Raw genomic sequence first — 16955 nt, 5'->3', positions numbered from 1 at the left:
GCGGCTGGCGCCGATCACGTGGGTGCGAGCGTTGGGTGGGGTGTATCGCAACGGATCAGGCCGCCTGACCTTGGCTGCGTCATCAGGTGAAAACTCTCGCTGAGCAACTCGACCGTCGCGCGAATGCTGTCGGTCTGACGCGGTACCGCGAATAATCCGTAATTGACGCTCAACACTGGACTGCCGCTGGGGCCCAATGCGATTACGCGCATGGTGTCGGGGCGAATATTTTCAGCCGGCAGCAACGCGACACCCAGGCCGCTTTCCACGGCCGCCATGATTACGCCGATATTCGGGCTGGTGACGGTCACACGGAAATCGCGGCCGGCGGTCAACAACGCGTCGAACATCAGGCGCCGCCACGCGCAAGGTTCGGCGTACACGATGACATCCAACGCCAACGCCGGGTCGATTTGATCATCGATCCCGCACACCCAATACAACGGCATATTCCAGGTATGCACGGGGTCGGCAGCAAATACCGAGCTCACACCAATGGCCACGTCGAGCAAACCGTCGTGCCAGCGTTCAGCGAGCGCATCGCCGTGGTCCACGGTGATGTCCATGTGTACATGGGGGCTGGCACGGCGTAAACGGCCCAGAGCGGCGGGCAACGCCGAGACGGCGACGTCTTCCGACAGGCCGACGCGCACCGTGCCCATTACCGTACGCTCCTTCAAGCGTGTCGCCACTGTTTCGCCCAACGCCAGGATGCGTGTGGCATAGCTGAGCAACAGTTCGCCCTCAGTGGTCGGCACCACGCCACGCCCGGTGCGCCGCAACAAGCGTTGCCCGAGCACCTCTTCCAAGCGGCGAATCTGCGCACTCAGCGCCGATTGCGCCCTGCCCGCCTGTTGCGCGGCGCCACTGAGGCTGCCGTGATGACACACCGCGACAAAGGTGCGCAGCAAATAAGGTTCGAACGCGTCGGATATCATGTTTGGCATAACTCTGAATCAACCGCTATCAGCCTACCTTGATAGCCACCGTATGACTACGCTGCTCAGCCTGTTCAATCAGTGAGTAGAAACATCATGGATAACCTCCAGAACCCGCGCATCGTATTGGCCGCTCGCCCCGAAGGTCGCCCGAAAACCACCGATTTCCGCCTTGAATACGCACCGATCCCCGAGCCGAACGATGGACAGGTGCTGCTGGAAAACCTTTACCTGTCTCTCGACCCTTACATGCGCTGGCGCATGAGTGCCGCCAAATCGTATGCCGAGCCGGTGGGCATCGGTGAAGTGATGGTGGGCGGCACCGTGGCGCGTATCAAGCACTCACGTCACGCCGATTGGCACGCAGGCGATATCGTCTTGGCCTACGCGGGATGGCAGCGCTTCGCGTTGTCTGACGGGCAAGACCTGCGCCGCCTGGATCCAGGCGGCGTACCGTTGACCACCGCCCTCGGCGTGCTGGGCATGCCGGGCTTCACGGCCTACGCCGGCCTGCTCAATATCGGCAAACCCAAACCCGGCGACACCGTAGTCGTCGCAGCCGCCAGCGGTGCAGTCGGCTCAGTGGTCGGCCAGATCGCCCGCCTGCACGGTGCTCGTGCCGTGGGTATTGCCGGTGGAGCGGACAAGTGCGCATTCGTGAAAGACGACTTGGGCTTTGATGCGGTCATTGACCACCGCGCCCCCGACTTTGCCGAGCAGTTGGCCAAGGCGTGCCCCCAGGGTATCGACGTGTACTTTGAGAACGTCGCCGGGCCTGTGTGGGATGCCGTGCGACCGCTGCTCAATGATTTTGCGCGTATACCCGTGTGCGGGCTGATCGCTCATTACAACGATGGCGCCCTTCAAGAAGCAACGATGGACCGATTGCCTGCAACGATGCATGACATTCTCGCCAAGAGCCTGACCGTGCGTGGGTTTATCCAGACCGAGTTTGTCGATCAGCAGCAGGACACATTCCTGCACGAGGCCGCGCAGTGGATCGCCGAAGGCAAACTCAAATGGCGCGAGGATGTTGTCGACGGACTGGCCCAGGCACCCGAGGCGTTTATTGGGCTGCTGGAAGGGCGCAATTTCGGCAAATTGATCGTGCGCCTCAATCCACAATAACCGGAGTCGCTTGAGGCTATCCACCCGGAACGAGGGACCGTCGACACCGATATACAGGTATTCTGCAGACACAGCTCTCATGGATACGCTTATGCAGATCGACCCGGCCTACATTCTTCTCGAAACCGAACACTGGCGGCTTAACCATCATGTGGATTCAGCACTGCCGGGCTACCTGATGCTGGGCGCCAGGGCACCGATCCACTCCCTGGCGGCTATGCCGGACGCGGCGTTAGCGGAACTGGGTGGATTGCTGGCGAAGACCCAGCGCGTGATAGAGACGCAGCTCAAGCCAAAATGGCTGTACATCAGCCGCTATGGACACATGCCGGGATTCCCGCTGCATTTTCATTTCATCCCGGTGTACGACTGGGTGGAGGAAGCATTCTGGCGGGATGATCGGTATCGGTTGCTGCAGGATTTTGGCTCGCAGCCCCCGGCGCAAACGTTGACCGATGGCGCTGAGTTAACGCTGTTTGTGTGGCGTGAGTTTGGCGAGAGCCTCACACCACCGGTCATCCACGGAGCCTCGGTGGCGCAGGTCATCGAAAGCCTACAGGCACATTTTGATGATTGAAACAGTTCGACTGTAGGAGCTGGCTTGCCAGCGAAAATCGTCAACGATGACGCGGGTGTTCTGGATGAGTGCGGCGTCCGTGATTTTTTCGCCGGCAAGCCGGCTCCTACAGGGCCTGGGTGTCAGGTCGTAAGGTGTTTAGTCATCGGGATACAGGCCAACTGCAAGCCTGATGGCGAGTGATAGACCGCCTGCTCATCTCCCGCATACCCGTGCTCGCGGTAGAAACCCACCGCATTCAGCGTCGAATCCAGCACCAATGTGGGGATGCCCCGCTCATGCGCCTGGTCCTCTAGAAAATCCAGCATCGCCTTGCCATAGCCGCACCCGGTGTAATCCGGCAGGACGAACAGCGCCCCCACCTCGTTATTGGCCAGATCAAGCATTCCGCTGACTACCGCCTGACCGTCCACCCACCCCAGGTAAAACGGTTTATCCATCAGCGCGCTGTAACCATCCTCGGCCTTACCCCGCGTCCACAGCATCATCTGCTCCTGAGTGTAGGCGCCGATGCATTGGCTTCGAATGGCCTGCAAGCGGATGTCGAACGCTACCTGGGCATCCTCTGGAGTGGCCCGTTTTATCTCCAGCATTTCACGCTCCTTCCATGAAATCATCGTGCCATTAGCACACTTGTGCTAATCGACCCTACTCCCCTGCGGCGCTATATTCCCCGGCACTTCCAACGCTCCTTCGGCACCGTGCATCTATTGCGCGTGGGCGTGTTGTGCGCTGGAAAAACCATAACAACCCCAAGGAAGAAGCACCATGAAACTGCAATCCTCTGTTACCCGCCTTACCCTGTTGGGTGCCCTGTTCATCGGCGTCGCCGGCTGCAGCAACATCAAGCCCACCGAAGACCACCTCAAGACGCTGTCGGAAACCAACCTGGGCGAACCGGTCAAGCGTATCTCCAACGTGCGCAGCGACTCGATGACCACCTACTACGTCGCCAGTGCGGCATCCGGGGAGTACAACTGCTCGGTGCCCAGCGGTGCCAGCGGCGGCATGTTTGCCGTTGCCAGCTTCGGCATGATGAAACCTGCCGCCTACTGCCAGCCCAAAGGTGCACGGGGCAACCCACTGCAGGGCTTCACCCAGTAACCGCCTCCTGGCTCAGGTCCCGCAGAACACCGCGCAGTTCAGCGGGGCGCACCGGCTTGGAGAGAATGGCGATCTGACGGTCGTGCAACGCGGCCTGGATTTTCTCCACATCGTGCCCAGTGAGGATCAGCGCCGGGACCGCCCAGCCACGTTGCTCGCGCAGAGCGTCGATGCATTCGATACCGGTGGCGTGGTTACCCAGGTCGTAGTCGGCGACGATGATGTCGCAGTCGCTGACCAGGTCACGCCCCGAAGACTCCGCCTGCACGTCGCACCCCCAGCGCTCCAGCAGCGCCTGGGTGGCGAGCAGCACGTTGTGGTCATCTTCCACCAGGCACACCTTCAAACCGGTGAGCAACCCGGCCTGGCGCGTGTCATCACGCGGTACCGTTGCTCGCGGCGCGGTGGCCAGGGTGAGGCCATACAAGCTCACGGAAGTACCCTGACCCACGCGTGAACGCAGGCTCACTTGAACCCCCATCAACTGCCCCAGGCGCTTGACGATGGACAGCCCGAGGCCCACGCCTTCGACGTCTTTGTCACGCAGGTGGCGTACCCGATAAAACTCCTCGAAGACCTTTGACAGATGCTCCTCGGCAATCCCTCGCCCTCGGTCATGAATCTCCACCGCCAAGCCGCCGTCGCGAATGCGCACGCCGATCAGCACCGGACGATGCGCGCCATATTTGAAGCAATTGGACAGCACGTTCTGCACCATGGTTGCCAACAGCGCCGGGTCGACCAGCACCCAGTGCGCGCACGGCCGCAAGCGCAACTCCACACCGGCCCAGCGCGCGGCCTCGGCGTTCTGGCGCACCAGATCGGCCAGGAATTCACCCAGGTGCACCGCCTGGTATTTGGGCAGCAGGCGACCGTTGTCGAGGGTATAGAGGTCCAGAATCGAGCGGAACAGTTGCGATACGTTGAGCAGCGAACGGTCGATATTGTCCACCAGCCTCCGCTCTTCATCGCCCAACCGGGCTTCGCGCAGGCACGCAGTGAACAAACCGATGGAGTGAATGGGCTGGCGCAGGTCGTGGCTGGCCTGGGCGAGGAAACGCGACTTTTCCAGGTTGGCAGCGATGGCTTGCTCGGACGCCTTGCGTGTGCGTTCCAGCAGGATATGCGCGTACACCGGGATCACCGTGCTGGTGATCATCAGCATCAGCACCATGAACGGCTGCGCCTGCCACACCGGCGTGAGGCGGTACACGATCAGCAACGCCAGCAGTGCCAGCGCCGTGGCAATCGCCAGGTAACGCGAGCCGTAGCGCATGCCATTGCCGAGGTTGACCCACACCATCACCGCATACAGCGGCAAGGCCGCCTCGCCGCCGACCACCATGCCGAACGAGGTGCCGGTGTAGTCATGAATCATGCCGAAGATCCGCCGCGCCGGATAATGCCCGGGCCATCGGGCGATCACCTGGCGCAATACGATGGAAGCCAGCAGGAACAGGAAGATATACAGGATCACCGGCAGGTAGGTGTCCACCGACTGTCCGGGCAGGAAGCCCAAGGCGCCGATGTAGACGATTGCGATGCTGGCCACCACGATGCGCAGGTTGGCCTGGTCGAGTTCGGAGTTGGTCTCAAGACTCATGGGGTTACGTCCTTGTGCGGCAATCAACAAATCCAACATGTGCCACAGGCAGCCCCTGGGCGCAGTGGTAAGGTAGCATGCAACCGCACACCCTTGCCCCAGGAAGGAGCACCCACATGACCGGTCGCATCATCATCGCCGACGACCACCCGATGTTTCGCGAAGCCATGCTGCGCACGGTGCAGCGCTTGCTACCGGACGCTGTAGTGCAGGAAGCCGGCGATCTGGACACGGTGCTCGCGCTGATCGGCGAAGGCAGCGAGGTCGACACCCTGATCCTCGACCTGCGTTTTCCTGGCTTGACCTGCATGAGCCAACTGGTCGACCTGCGCCAGCAACTACGGCGCACCACGTTGATCGTGGTGTCGATGGTGGATGACCCGGCATTGATCGATCAGGTCATGGCCCTGGGCGCAGATGGCTTCATCGGCAAGAACATCGCCCCCGACGAGATCGGCCAGGCCCTGCTGGCCATCCGTGAAGGCGAAGTGCTGGTCAAGTTCGCCCCCTCCGGCCTGCTGCCGCTGGACACTCACACCCTCACCGCCCGCCAGCAGGACGTGCTGCGCCTGATTGCCCAAGGCAAGACCAACAAGGAAATCGCCAAGGCCCTGGATATCTCGCCGTTTACCGTGCGCATCCATGTGTCGTCGCTGTTGCGTACGCTGGATGTGCCGTCGCGGGCCGCGGCAGCGGTGAAGTATTCCGGGGAGTTCTAGATGAGCTCTGCATCCGATATTTATGCTCACTTCCCAGCTTAATAATATTTTATTTATAACCCCCCTCCCCCTAGCCTTGAAGTCATGCAAACGCTGAATCCAACTGCATTACGCAAGGACAGAGACATGACTCAAGCAATAACAAAAACAGACACGCTGGTGGTAGGCGCCGGCCAAGCTGGCGTGGCCATGAGCGAGCATTTGAGCAAGCAAGGTGTGCCCCATCTGGTGCTGGAGCGCAGCCGTATCGCCGAGCGCTGGCGCACCGGGCGTTGGGATTCGCTGGTGGCCAACGGGCCGGCCTGGCATGACCGCTTTCCGGGGCTGGAATTCGACACGGTCGCGCCGGATGGGTTTGCACCGAAAGAGCGTGTGGCGGATTACTTTGAGGCCTATGCCCGCAAGTTCAATGCACCGATCCGTACCGGCGTGGAGGTGCTGTCTGTGGTGCGTAATGTCGGCCGCCCTGGCTTCACCGTACACACCAGCGAAGGTGTGATCGAGGCCAACCGTGTAGTCGCCGCCACCGGCCCGTTCCAGAAACCGGTGATTCCGGCCATCGCGCCGAAAGACACCACGCTGCATCAGATCCACTCCGCCGACTACCGCAACCCCGCACAACTGCCGGCCGGCGCGGTGCTGGTGGTCGGCGCGGGTTCCTCCGGCGTGCAGATCGCCGATGAATTGCAGCGCTCGGGGCGTCAGGTATACCTCTCGGTCGGCGCCCACGACCGCCCGCCCCGCGCCTACCGCAACCGCGACTTTTGCTGGTGGCTGGGTGTACTGGGCGAGTGGGACCAGGCGGCCATGAAACCCGGCCGCGAGCACGTGACCATCGCAGTCAGCGGCGCACATGGCGGCAAGACCATCGACTTCCGTGAGCTGGCCCAGCAAGGCATGACCCTGGTCGGCCTCACGCAAGCGTTCGATGGCAGCGTCGCCCGCTTCCAACCAAACCTGGTGGAAAACCTGGCACGCGGCGATGAAAACTACCTGGCCCTGTTGGATGCGGCTGACGCTTATATCGAGCGCAACGGCGTCGACCTGCCGCTGGAACCCGAAGCCCGTCGCGTGTTCCCTGACGCCGACTGCATCAAAAATCCGATCCTGGAACTGGACTTGGCCCAGGCCGGTGTCACCTCGATCATCTGGGCCACCGGGTTTGCCGTGGACTACAGCTGGCTGAAGGTCGCCGCCTTCGACGAAGCCGGCAAGCCTCAGCACCAGCGTGGCGTGTCCAGCGAGGCGGGGATCTACTTCCTCGGCTTGCCATGGCAATCGCGCCGGGGTTCGTCGTTTATCTGGGGTGTTTGGCACGACGCCAAGTATGTGGCCGACCACATTGCCATCCAACGCCAATACCTTGAATACCGCGAAACCGCCACGGTGGTTCGTCCATCCCCTGTCAGCGCCTGATCCCTTTATTGCCGGAGTTTTTCTGATGCCTACTCACACTCGCATCCGCATGTTCAACACCAAGGAAACCTACCCTAACCAGAGCCTGGACAACGACCTGTGCCAGGCCGTGCGTGCCGGCAATACCGTGTACGTGCGCGGCCAGGTAGGCACGGATTTCGAAGGTAACCTGATCGGCCTTGGCGACCCGCGCGCCCAGGCCGAGCAAGCCATGAAAAACGTCAAGCAACTGCTGGAAGAAGCCGGCAGCGACCTGTCGCACATCGTCAAGACCACTACCTACCTGATCGACCCGCGCTACCGCGAGCCGGTGTACCAGGAAGTCGGCAAATGGCTCAAGGGCGTGTTCCCGATTTCCACCGGGCTGGTGGTATCGGCGCTTGGCCAGCCGCAGTGGTTGATGGAAATCGACGTGATCGCCGTTATTCCCGAGTAAGGAGCCGCACATGACTTTTTCAATCGTCGGCCGTTGCGCCGAAACCGGTCAACTGGGCATCGCCATCAGTTCATCGAGCATTGCCGTGGGGGCTCGCTGCCCATGGTTGCGGCCTGGTGTGGGCGCGGTGTCGACCCAGAACATCACTCTCCCGGCCCTGGGCCCGGACGTGCTGGATTTGTTGGAACAAGGCCTCGCCCCTGCCGACGCGATCGACAAGGCCCTGACGCGCAACGGCTACAGCCAGTACCGACAACTGACGGCGATTGATCACCTGGGCCGCAGCGTGCATTTCAGCGGCAGCGAAACCCTCGGTACACACAATGCCGTGTCGGGCGAACAGTGCGTGGCGGCGGGCAATATGCTCGCTGACCGTGCAGTGATCGAAGCGATGGTCACCGCCTTTGAGCAAGGCGAAGGCCAGTTGGCCGATCGCCTGCTGGCGGCGATGCACGCCGCCATTGCCGCCGGCGGCGAAGCCGGTCCGGTGCATTCCGCCGCGCTGGTGGTGGTGGGCGAACTGACCTGGCCGATCATCAACCTGCGCGTGGATTGGGCTGACGAACAACCGATCCTTGAATTGCAAAAGCTCTGGGACGCCTATCGCCCGCAAGTGCAGGACTACATCGACCGCGCCCTCGCCCCGGACCGTTCACCTGGCTACGGCGTGGCCGGAGACGACCGATGAACACCAGCCGCGAACTGCTGCAGACGTTGGTGGGGTTCGATACCACCAGCCGTGAGTCCAACCTGCAACTGATCGAGTTTGTACGCGATTACCTGGCCGGTTTCGGGGTATCCAGCGAGTTGGTCTACAACGAAGATCGCAGCAAGGCCAATTTGTTTGCCAGCGTGGGCCCGGTTGAGTTGCCGGGGATCGTGCTGTCGGGGCACACCGATGTGGTGCCGGTGGACGGCCAGCCCTGGACCGTACCGCCGTTTGAACTGACCGAACGCGACGGCAAGCTGTTTGGCCGTGGCACCGCCGACATGAAGGGCTATATCGCCTGTGTGTTGGCAATGGTGCCGGCGATGGTCGAGGCACCCTTGCGGATACCGGTGCATATCGCCTTGTCCTACGACGAGGAAGTCGGTTGCCTGGGCGTGCGTTCGTTGCTCGCGGTACTGGAGCAACGTCCGGTGAAACCGATGCTATGCATTATCGGGGAGCCGACCGAACTCAAGCCGGTGCTCGGCCACAAGGGCAAACTGGCGATGCGCTGCGATGTGCATGGCGAGGCGTGTCATTCGGCCTATGCGCCGTATGGGGTGAATGCGATTGAGCATGCTGCCGAGTTGATTGGCGAGTTGGGGCGGATTGGGCAGCGCCTGCGGGACACCCAGGATGCGCGGTTTGATCCGCCGTTCAGCACGGTGCAAACCGGCGTGATCAGCGGTGGCAAGGCGCTGAATATCGTTCCGGCGGATTGTCGGTTTGATTTTGAGGTGCGTGCGTTGCCGTCGCAGGACCCGGCCGAGGTGGCGGATGAACTGAAGGCCTACGCCGAGCAGCAGGTGTTGCCGCGCATGCAGGCAGTGAGTGCGCAAAGTGCAATACGGTTTACCGAGTTGTCGGCCTACCCAGGGCTGGTCACCGATGAGCGCAGCCAGGCGGCGGAGTTGATCGCGGCGTTTTCAGGCTCGCGGGAATTCGGCACGGTGGCGTTTGGTACTGAGGGTGGGTTGTTTGATGCAGTGGGCATTCCCACAGTGGTCTGCGGACCCGGGAGCATGGACCAGGGGCATAAGCCGGATGAGTTTGTGAGTGTGAAGCAATTGAGCGATTGCGACCAAATGCTCAAGCGGATGCTGGCGACGATGGTGTAGTGCACATCTCCCTCCGCGCCTTCGCACCGGATTGTTCCCCCGCTACAGCGTGGCCGGAAGCGGTACTGCAGTCGCTATTACCCTGAGTGTGGAAACTTCGCCGTTAACGGTAAGAAATATTTCGATTAACTCGTAGAACAATATCCCGGAACTGAGTGTGCTGAGCCTCCCACACATTGAAGCGACCGATTCAACGGCGCAGCCTTAATCATCTCGTAGGTAAAGACTATGCAAAGTATCCATTCATCTTCCAGCCCCTCGGCACTCCAGGGAGCACCTCAGGCGTTGTACTTGCGCACTCATGACAATATGCCGCACAACACCGAGATACGTTATACGATACAGGCACATGACTACTTCAGCGCGACAAAGATCTTCAATGAACTCGCCAGGTCAAAAAACATCGGTGTCAAACAAGAATCTGACATCTTTCATCTGGATTATTTTGGTGGTGGGGTTGGTATGTACGACACACTTCATTTTAGCTTCAAACCCAACAACCCTGACGGCACTTTCACCCGCCTTACAGATGAGAATCAGTGATTTCCATCGAGAGTTCCAAGAGAAGCTTGATGAGGCCGGTATCAGGAATTACGCCCCCGCAGAATAAAGGTTGATTGACCCCACGTGTCGCAAAGCAACGCATCCTCAGGACGGATTTGATCCATATTTCAGTAGCGGTCCGACCATTATAATTAAAGCACCCCATAAGAGTTCACTATGCAAAACATTCAACCCTCTTCATTTTTCCTAAACCCTGTGCCACCTCAGGCAACGCCTGAAAAGTGGGCGCCTGACAAACCTTTGAATGAACACAATCGCATCACCGTAAGGAAAGAAGACTTCCCTAGGGTGATTGAACTGCTGACGGAAGCCGCTAGGCGCAATGATACCCAAGTGTCGATTCATGAACCGACATCAAGCAACCAGGATTATGGGGATGGGCCGATGACATCTGAAACTTTCAGCTTCAACTTCAACCCAGACAAAGCCGACGGTACTTATAGTCCAACATATCGGGAAAGCGTGAACAAGACGACCCAGTTGTTTGATGATTGGCTGCGCGTAGAAGGTATCAGAAACTACGGCCCCGAAAATTGATCATTTATTGATCGTTCCCATGTTCTGCATGAGAGCGATCATGTCAGCCGAGCAATCGGGCGAGCTCTTCACGACAGTAGTCGACGAAGAGCTGCACCGGCTTGGTCAGCGGTGCGCGGCGAAGCCAGACGGCTGACAAGCCTGAGCCGGTCACCGTTTCTGCCAACGGCACGCACACTACTTTCTGCCCATCGTAGGTGTACTCGGTGAACGGTTTTGTCACCAGAATCGAAAACCCGAACCCTCGCCCGACCATCCCCCGCACCATCTCGATCGACGGCGAGCTGAACACGATATTCGGCGTCAGTCCACGCTCTTCAAAGATGCTCACAAAGTAGGTGCGGCTCGGCAGCACATCCAGCAGGATCATCGGTTCCAGCACCAGGTCCGCCAGTGAGACCTTGGCCTGCTGCGCGAAACGATGATCCGCCGGCAACAGCGCATAAGGCTGCTGTGGCGGCATCAATGGCGTGGTCTCGATGGTCGCGCCCAAGTCATGTTCGAACAGCATCGCCACGTCGATACTGCCCGCCGTCAGCGCCTGCACCAGCTCCTGCTGCTCGCCATCACGTATGCGGATCTCCACCCCTGGCCAGCGCGCCTTGAAGCCGGCGATCAGGCGCGGCAGGTACAGCGGCGCAACCGTTTCGAAGCAGCCGATATCGATCTGCCCCGCCACCACGTCATTGTCCGCCAGGGCGTTCTGCTCGAACTCATGGGCTACGCGCAGCAGCTCCAGGGCCTTGCGATAGAAGCGTGCGCCGCTGGGGGTCAGTGACACACCCTGGGCGTGATGGCGGATAAACAGTTGCACGCCAAAGCTGTCTTCCAACTGCTTGATCGCCGTAGACACCGACGGTTGCGCGATATACAGCTTGCGCGAGGCCTCGGCGACGCTGCCGCATTCGGCCGTGGTGACGAAATATCTGAGTTGGCGCAGATTATACGCAGCCATCGGGACCTCCAAAAACGTGGGACTTCGCCCGCACAACAGGTGTAGGCAACATACCGGAGCGCAGCAAGGCTGCGAGCTATATTTTTTAAGGTCTATAGCAACAAACTTACTAATTTACCTCCCTGCGTCCATTGCAGATCATCACTCCAACAACAAAGCGCCGCGCACGTGGCGCACAGCGAAGTACGTCAACGTACTCACCTTGCCTTGGAGTTCGTCATGGTCACCACTGCAACATCCTCCGCCCCGCTTATCGAAAAACACACGATTGGATACGTGCCTCCGGAAGATCGCCATGGAAAGGTAAGAGACCTGTTCACCCTGTGGTTCGGCGGCAACATTGCGCCGCTGCCGATCGTCACGGGTGCGCTGGGTGTGCAACTGTTCCACCTCAACCTCCTCTGGGGCATCGTCGCCATCCTCGTCGGCCACCTGGTCGGCGGCGTGCTGATGGCGCTGCATTCAGCCCAGGGCCCGCAAATGGGCATCCCGCAAATGATCCAGAGCCGCGCCCAGTTCGGCTCACTCGGCGCCCTGCTGGTGGTGGTGATCGCCGGCGTGATGTACATCGGTTTCTTCGCTTCCAACATCGTGCTCGCGGGTAAATCCCTGCACGGCGTGGTCGACGCAGTACCGGTGCCGGTGGGCATCGTGATCGGCGCCATCGGCTCCGGGATCATTGGCATCATTGGCTACCGTTTCATCCACGTGCTCAACCGCATCGGCACCTGGGTGCTCGGCGCCGGTATCGTGCTGGGCTTCGGCTACATTTTCACCCATGTGCAGACCACGGATTTTCTGACACGTGGCAGCTTCAACATCGCAGGTGTGCTGGCGACCGTGTCTCTAGCAGCGTTGTGGCAAATCGCATTCGCTCCCTACGTCTCCGACTACTCACGCTACCTGCCGGCTGACGTGCCGGTTGCGTCCACCTTCTGGACCACCTACCTCGGCTCGGCCCTGGGCTCCAGCCTGTCGTTCATCTTCGGCGCCGTCGCCGTGCTGGCGACGCCAGTGGGCATGGACACCATGGACGCGGTCAAACTCGCCACCGGCGCCATCGGGCCGTTGATGCTGGTGCTGTTCCTGCTCAGCGTGATCAGTCACAACGCCCTTAACCTGTACGGTGCCGTACTGTCGATCATCACCCTGGTGCAGACCTTTGCCTACCGCTGGATTCCAACGGCCAGAAGCCGCGCGGTGATCTCGATCCTGGTGCTGGCGGCCTGTGCGATCGCCGCGGTGTTTGCTTCCAAGGACTTCATCGGCCACTTCGTCGATATGGTGCTGGTGCTACTGGTGGTACTGGTGCCGTGGACGGCGATCAACCTGATCGACTTCTACGCGATCCATAAGGGCAAGTACGACATTGCCTCGATCTTCCGCGTGGATGGCGGGATTTACGGGCGGTACAACCCGCAGGCGCTGTTGGCGTATGCGGTCGGCATTGTGGTGCAGATTCCATTTATGAACACGCCGCTGTATGTGGGGCCGATTTCGGAGCACATCAATGGGGCGGACTTGTCCTGGGTGGTGGGGTTGGTGGTGACGTCGCCGTTGTATTTCTGGTTGGCGAGCCGGGACAGTGCGTATAAGCGCCGGATGGAGGGAGGAAAATTGGTGGGGGGGATTTAATCCGGCTGTTTTGGATTGAGCTGTGAAGGAAACCCGCTTTGGCGGGTTTTCTGGTTGCAATGAGTGTGCTTTGGCTCCTACCGGCGATAGCGTTTCAGTGCCAGGCACGTGATGTTTCTCTATGATAGAAGCTTTCGCTTAGTGCCTCAGGAAACGCCCATGCCCGCCCTCACCTTCCGCAATGCCCTCCCCGCCGATGCTGCCCGGTGCTTTGAAATCGAGATTACCGCCTACGAAGGCGACGAAGCCGCGACACTGGAAAAGATCGCCACGCGCATTGCGCAGTACCCGCAAGGTTTTTTGATCCTGGAGGCCGAGGGCCAAACCGTGGGTTTCATCAACTGCGGTTGCGCCTATGACGTGGTGATGTCGGACGAGGCGTTCAAGGAGTTGGTGGGCCATTCGGCCGAAGCGCCGAATGTGGTGATCATGTCGGTGGTGGTCGACCCGGCGCAGCAGGGCAAGGGCTATTCCAAACTGTTGATGACCGAGTTTGTGCAGCGCATGCGCGACATGGGCAAGCAGACGATTCATTTGATGTGTAAGGAGCAGCATGTGCCGTTGTACGAGCGCATGGGCTACCACTACACCAAACCCTCCCCTTCCGACCATGGCGCAATGGCGTGGCATGAGATGGTGATGGCGCTCTAGAGCACCGAAGGTGGGTTCCGGTTGTGTGTCGAGACATCTAAGGCGTGGCGACAGCTCCAGAGATCAATGTATTTCAATCCGCAAAAAAGCTGGGGCGCGGCTCCAATCTCTGACGCCAGACTTGAGTCCACACACGATAAACAAGACATGGCCTACAGTCTCACAACCGACTTCGTGAACGGACCCGAGGCTGGTTTCAGCCCGTTACATCCCCGTGAAAACACCTCATTGAATGCCTTCCCGGTGCTCGATAGCCTGCGATGCGCCCATCAGGGTATTTTTATCTTCATCACAGAGGTGTACGCATGTCTTCAATCGGTGGATTTAACCCTTTCGCTTCGAAGTATCAGGCATTCGAAATCGGCGGGATCGATAGCGACAAACCCAGGCATAACCCCCTTGATCAGTCAGCGGGAGATGATGCCGAATACTTCGATCACAAGACCCAAAGCTGGCAACCGACGCAGTCAGCCGGCAACGGACACTATGCGCCCCTTGGTGATCCTTACCGCGAGCCTATAGATTTCGAGATCAAGGCCGATGACGAGGGAGGCTGGCAGCGGGCGTAAGACCATTGGAGGCCCGAGGCAGTGCGCACTTGCCCGGGCCGTTCAACAAGCAACTGGTGAGATGCAACGATGACTGCACCTTCAATTGAAATAAGCGACCAACCCAACCCCGAAGCCGAGCGCATCCTCGGCAACGGGCTGGCGGCATTTAACGAAAGCATCACCGGCTACAACGATCGCAGGCCGCTGATGGTGCTGATCAAAGACCCCGAAACGGATCAGATCCTCGGCGGCATCACTGGTAAAACCACGCTGGGCATGGCCTTTCTCGACCTCTTCCACCTGCCTGAACACCTGCGTGGCTCGGGGGTGGGCCGCCAATTGCTGCAAATCTTCGAAGACGAAGCCCGACGACGGGGTTGCCGCAATGCGGTGCTGTATACCCTAAGCTTCCAAGCGCCAGGGTTCTACGAGAAGTACGGTTGGGTGAAATTCGGTGAAGTGCCCTGCGAACCAGAGGGCAGCAGCCGGGTGTTTCTGTCTAAACCGCTGTGAGAGCCGCTTACAACAGCGATAGCGGTGCGGATTGGTTTCCAGGAGTGAGCTTGCTCACGAAAAACCAATAGGCGACACGGGCAGCCTGACAGCACTGCGTCATCATTCACGTTCTTCGCGAGCAAGCTCGCTCCTACAGTGAAGCTTCGTTCGTTTGGCGGAGCGGTTTTTGACCCTTTTCTCTAGCCCGATAGCAAACCAATATCATTTGCGTGCAGCCCCATGCTTTGCTTTAATCGCGACCAATTCTTATTTACACGCTTTTGAGCTGGACGGGCAGTGTGTCGACCTCTTTCACCCACCTCTACGGCACCCACCACAGCTGGCTGCTCGGCCTGCTGCGCCGACGCCTGAACGACCGCTGCGATGCCGCCGACCTGGCCCACGACACGTTTGTCCGGATTCTCAGCCGCCCACCGGCCGAAACCGACCCCGTACGCCAGCGCTCCTACCTGGCCACCATCGCCCGCGGGTTGTGCATCGACCATTGGCGCCGGCGCCAGCTCGAACGCGCGTGGCTGCAAACCCTGGCCGAACAACCGCAAGCGCTGCAACCGTCGCCGGAACAGCGGGCGATCATCGTCGAGACGCTGGTGGAGGTAGACGCCATGCTCGCGCGCCTGCCGAAAAAAGTCAGCGAAGCCTTCCTGCTCGCCCAACTGCATGGCCTGCCTTACAAGCAGATCGCCGAGCAGCTTGGCGTGGGCGAGCGCATGGTCAAGAAGTACATGGCCCAGGCCCTGTTGCATTGCGCGATCCTGGAAGCCGAACTCGACGGAATGCTGGTGCTATGACCCCCTCCGGCAAGCTCAGTCACGCCAGCCTGGAGCAGGCGGCACACTGGTATGTGCGCCTGCAGGATCAGGGCAGCACGCTGGAGCAACTGCGCTGGCAAGCTTGGGTCGCGCAAAACCCCGAACACCTGGCGGCCTGGCAGTATGTGCAGCGGGTCAGTCAGCGTTTTGCCCCGCTGCAGGAACAAGCCCAGAGTGCCAGCCGGGCCTTGCGCAGTTCGCGGCGTCAGACGCTCAAGACCCTGTTGGTGCTGTGCGGCGGCTCGGCGCTGGCCTGGGGAAGCTGGCGCAACACCGCCCTGCCGCGGCTGGTGGGTGGCTGGAGCGCGGATTATGCAACCACCAGCGGCGAGACACGCGATGCGCTGCTGGCCGATGGTAGCCATGTGTGGCTGAACGCATTGAGCGCGCTGGATGTGCGATTTGATACGAGGCAACGGTTGCTGCATCTGCGCTTTGGCGAGGTATTGATCGACACGGCCAAGGACGCCAGTCGTCCGTTCCTGGTCGACACTGAATACGGGCGTATGCAGGCGCTGGGTACCCGTTTCAGTGTGCTGCAAGGCGAAGATCACACCCAGCTCAATGTCTTCGAAGGCCGCGTGCAGGTCACCACCCAAGACCGGCAGGTGCGCATCATCGAAGCGGGCCAGCAAGCATCCTTCACCCGCGACAGCTTCAAGCCCATCACAACGGCCTCCCCTGCGCGGGAAGCGTGGAGCCGTGGTGTGCTGTTGGCGGACAACATGCCGCTTGGGCAGTTGATCGCCGAACTCAACCGTTATCGCCCAGGCCATCTGGGGTGCGACCCTGCGGTGGCGCATTTGCCGGTGATGGGTTCGTTCCCGCTCAAAGACAGCGATCATGCCCTGCACCTGTTGCAGGCGGCGCTCCCGATTCGGGTCGACCGGCCGTTGCCGTGGTGGGTATCGGTCGGGCCGCAATAAAAAATCTTCAACCGCCAGTTCCCTTTTTCAACACTCGTTCGGTTAACCCTGCAGACGCTT

At 60.1% G+C, this 16955-nt stretch carries 20 protein-coding genes; 16 read left to right on the top strand and 4 right to left on the bottom strand.

Going from position 1 to position 16955, the window contains the following annotated elements; genetic code table 11:
* Positions 1–14: 14 nt before the first annotated feature.
* Positions 15–947, bottom strand: a complete 933-nt coding sequence (locus tag CI807_RS19685) for a LysR family transcriptional regulator (RefSeq protein ID WP_095015838.1) — start codon at positions 945–947, stop codon at positions 15–17.
* An 87-nt stretch (positions 948–1034) separates the two neighbouring features.
* On the opposite strand from CI807_RS19685, the gene CI807_RS19680 reads away from it, so the two are divergent.
* Positions 1035–2066, top strand: a complete 1032-nt coding sequence (locus tag CI807_RS19680) for an NADP-dependent oxidoreductase (protein ID WP_095015837.1) — start codon at positions 1035–1037, stop codon at positions 2064–2066.
* Positions 2067–2157: 91 nt separating this feature from the next.
* On the top strand, positions 2158–2643 hold the full coding sequence (locus CI807_RS19675; protein ID WP_095015836.1) for an HIT family protein: 486 nt from the start codon (positions 2158–2160) through the stop codon (positions 2641–2643).
* A gap of 122 nt (positions 2644–2765) precedes the next feature.
* Here the strand turns inward: CI807_RS19675 and CI807_RS19670 are convergent, their stop codons facing one another.
* On the bottom strand, positions 2766–3236 hold the full coding sequence (locus CI807_RS19670; RefSeq protein WP_095015835.1) for a GNAT family N-acetyltransferase: 471 nt from the start codon (positions 3234–3236) through the stop codon (positions 2766–2768).
* 175 nt (positions 3237–3411) lie between these two features.
* On the opposite strand from CI807_RS19670, the gene CI807_RS19665 reads away from it, so the two are divergent.
* Positions 3412–3747 carry a hypothetical protein gene (locus CI807_RS19665; protein WP_016976110.1) on the top strand — a complete coding sequence of 112 codons (336 nt, stop codon included), beginning with the start codon at positions 3412–3414 and terminating at the stop codon, positions 3745–3747.
* On the opposite strand, the gene CI807_RS19660 is transcribed toward CI807_RS19665, so the two are convergent.
* Positions 3737–5350 (bottom strand): hybrid sensor histidine kinase/response regulator, encoded by a 1614-nt coding sequence (locus CI807_RS19660; RefSeq protein ID WP_095015834.1) that lies wholly within the window; start codon positions 5348–5350, stop codon positions 3737–3739. The genes CI807_RS19665 and CI807_RS19660 overlap by 11 nt on opposite strands.
* 116 nt (positions 5351–5466) lie before the next feature.
* On the opposite strand from CI807_RS19660, the gene CI807_RS19655 reads away from it, so the two are divergent.
* The 7 genes from CI807_RS19655 (at position 5467) to CI807_RS31330 (ending at position 10849) form a co-directional block, all read left to right on the top strand.
* The gene (locus tag CI807_RS19655) at positions 5467–6069 is read left to right on the top strand and encodes a response regulator transcription factor (protein WP_095015833.1); all 603 of its coding nucleotides are present in this window, start codon (positions 5467–5469) and stop codon (positions 6067–6069) included.
* An 84-nt stretch (positions 6070–6153) separates the two neighbouring features.
* On the top strand, positions 6154–7485 hold the full coding sequence (locus CI807_RS19650) for a flavin-containing monooxygenase (RefSeq protein ID WP_371857985.1): 1332 nt from the start codon (positions 6154–6156) through the stop codon (positions 7483–7485).
* Positions 7486–7510: 25 nt separating this feature from the next.
* Positions 7511–7921, top strand: a complete 411-nt coding sequence (locus tag CI807_RS19645) for a RidA family protein (RefSeq protein ID WP_016969085.1) — start codon at positions 7511–7513, stop codon at positions 7919–7921.
* Between the two features lie 10 nt (positions 7922–7931).
* Complete coding sequence (locus CI807_RS19640; RefSeq protein ID WP_016976114.1) at positions 7932–8609, top strand: DUF1028 domain-containing protein; 678 nt, start codon at positions 7932–7934, stop codon at positions 8607–8609.
* Positions 8606–9748, top strand: a complete 1143-nt coding sequence (argE, locus tag CI807_RS19635) for an acetylornithine deacetylase (RefSeq protein WP_095015831.1) — start codon at positions 8606–8608, stop codon at positions 9746–9748. Before CI807_RS19640 ends, argE begins: the two co-directional genes overlap by 4 nt.
* Positions 9749–9976: 228 nt before the next feature.
* Positions 9977–10291 carry a hypothetical protein gene (locus CI807_RS19630; RefSeq protein WP_157742047.1) on the top strand — a complete coding sequence of 105 codons (315 nt, stop codon included), beginning with the start codon at positions 9977–9979 and terminating at the stop codon, positions 10289–10291.
* Between the two features lie 177 nt (positions 10292–10468).
* Positions 10469–10849 carry a hypothetical protein gene (locus CI807_RS31330; RefSeq protein ID WP_157742045.1) on the top strand — a complete coding sequence of 127 codons (381 nt, stop codon included), beginning with the start codon at positions 10469–10471 and terminating at the stop codon, positions 10847–10849.
* A gap of 43 nt (positions 10850–10892) precedes the next feature.
* Here CI807_RS31330 and CI807_RS19625 read toward each other — a convergent pair whose 3' ends face one another.
* Entirely contained in the window at positions 10893–11804 is a 912-nt protein-coding gene (locus tag CI807_RS19625; protein WP_033896676.1) for a LysR substrate-binding domain-containing protein, read from the bottom strand.
* A 219-nt stretch (positions 11805–12023) separates the two neighbouring features.
* Here CI807_RS19625 and CI807_RS19620 point away from each other — a divergent pair, with 219 nt between their 5' ends.
* The 6 genes from CI807_RS19620 to CI807_RS19595 all read left to right on the top strand — a co-directional run bounded on the left by CI807_RS19620 (position 12024) and on the right by CI807_RS19595 (position 16895).
* A complete protein-coding gene (locus tag CI807_RS19620) occupies positions 12024–13439 on the top strand; it encodes a cytosine permease (protein ID WP_095015829.1) in 1416 nt (471 codons plus the stop codon).
* A gap of 159 nt (positions 13440–13598) precedes the next feature.
* Positions 13599–14090 carry a GNAT family N-acetyltransferase gene (locus CI807_RS19615; protein ID WP_095015828.1) on the top strand — a complete coding sequence of 164 codons (492 nt, stop codon included), beginning with the start codon at positions 13599–13601 and terminating at the stop codon, positions 14088–14090.
* Positions 14091–14395: 305 nt separating this feature from the next.
* Complete coding sequence (locus CI807_RS19610; RefSeq protein WP_095015827.1) at positions 14396–14659, top strand: hypothetical protein; 264 nt, start codon at positions 14396–14398, stop codon at positions 14657–14659.
* A 69-nt stretch (positions 14660–14728) separates the two neighbouring features.
* Positions 14729–15154: a GNAT family N-acetyltransferase gene (locus tag CI807_RS19605; RefSeq protein WP_095015826.1), complete on the top strand. Its 426-nt coding sequence runs from the start codon at positions 14729–14731 to the stop codon at positions 15152–15154.
* Positions 15155–15435: 281 nt separating this feature from the next.
* On the top strand, positions 15436–15948 hold the full coding sequence (locus CI807_RS19600; RefSeq protein ID WP_095015825.1) for a sigma-70 family RNA polymerase sigma factor: 513 nt from the start codon (positions 15436–15438) through the stop codon (positions 15946–15948).
* Positions 15945–16895 (top strand): FecR domain-containing protein, encoded by a 951-nt coding sequence (locus tag CI807_RS19595; protein ID WP_095015824.1) that lies wholly within the window; start codon positions 15945–15947, stop codon positions 16893–16895. The genes CI807_RS19600 and CI807_RS19595 overlap by 4 nt, the downstream gene beginning before the upstream one ends.
* Positions 16896–16955: the final 60 nt, after the last annotated feature.

The organism is Pseudomonas sp. NS1(2017) (assembly GCF_002269425.1).
Lineage (GTDB): Bacteria > Pseudomonadota > Gammaproteobacteria > Pseudomonadales > Pseudomonadaceae > Aquipseudomonas > Aquipseudomonas reactans.
This window is presented reverse-complemented; position numbering and strand designations above follow the sequence as displayed.

Bases quoted from the DNA above. Each gene is read 5' to 3' on its own strand.
- CI807_RS19685 (WP_095015838.1), bottom strand. From the start codon at position 947: ATGCCAAACATGATATCCGACGCGTTCGAACCTTATTTGCTGCGCACC.
- CI807_RS19680 (WP_095015837.1), top strand. From the start codon at position 1,035: ATGGATAACCTCCAGAACCCGCGCATCGTATTGGCCGCTCGCCCCGAA.
- CI807_RS19675 (WP_095015836.1), top strand. From the start codon at position 2,158: ATGCAGATCGACCCGGCCTACATTCTTCTCGAAACCGAACACTGGCGG.
- CI807_RS19670 (WP_095015835.1), bottom strand. From the start codon at position 3,236: ATGCTGGAGATAAAACGGGCCACTCCAGAGGATGCCCAGGTAGCGTTC.
- CI807_RS19665 (WP_016976110.1), top strand. From the start codon at position 3,412: ATGAAACTGCAATCCTCTGTTACCCGCCTTACCCTGTTGGGTGCCCTG.
- CI807_RS19660 (WP_095015834.1), bottom strand. From the start codon at position 5,350: ATGAGTCTTGAGACCAACTCCGAACTCGACCAGGCCAACCTGCGCATC.
- CI807_RS19655 (WP_095015833.1), top strand. From the start codon at position 5,467: ATGACCGGTCGCATCATCATCGCCGACGACCACCCGATGTTTCGCGAA.
- CI807_RS19650 (WP_371857985.1), top strand. From the start codon at position 6,154: ATGCAAACGCTGAATCCAACTGCATTACGCAAGGACAGAGACATGACT.
- CI807_RS19645 (WP_016969085.1), top strand. From the start codon at position 7,511: ATGCCTACTCACACTCGCATCCGCATGTTCAACACCAAGGAAACCTAC.
- CI807_RS19640 (WP_016976114.1), top strand. From the start codon at position 7,932: ATGACTTTTTCAATCGTCGGCCGTTGCGCCGAAACCGGTCAACTGGGC.
- argE (WP_095015831.1), top strand. From the start codon at position 8,606: ATGAACACCAGCCGCGAACTGCTGCAGACGTTGGTGGGGTTCGATACC.
- CI807_RS19630 (WP_157742047.1), top strand. From the start codon at position 9,977: ATGCAAAGTATCCATTCATCTTCCAGCCCCTCGGCACTCCAGGGAGCA.
- CI807_RS31330 (WP_157742045.1), top strand. From the start codon at position 10,469: ATGCAAAACATTCAACCCTCTTCATTTTTCCTAAACCCTGTGCCACCT.
- CI807_RS19625 (WP_033896676.1), bottom strand. From the start codon at position 11,804: ATGGCTGCGTATAATCTGCGCCAACTCAGATATTTCGTCACCACGGCC.
- CI807_RS19620 (WP_095015829.1), top strand. From the start codon at position 12,024: ATGGTCACCACTGCAACATCCTCCGCCCCGCTTATCGAAAAACACACG.
- CI807_RS19615 (WP_095015828.1), top strand. From the start codon at position 13,599: ATGCCCGCCCTCACCTTCCGCAATGCCCTCCCCGCCGATGCTGCCCGG.
- CI807_RS19610 (WP_095015827.1), top strand. From the start codon at position 14,396: ATGTCTTCAATCGGTGGATTTAACCCTTTCGCTTCGAAGTATCAGGCA.
- CI807_RS19605 (WP_095015826.1), top strand. From the start codon at position 14,729: ATGACTGCACCTTCAATTGAAATAAGCGACCAACCCAACCCCGAAGCC.
- CI807_RS19595 (WP_095015824.1), top strand. From the start codon at position 15,945: ATGACCCCCTCCGGCAAGCTCAGTCACGCCAGCCTGGAGCAGGCGGCA.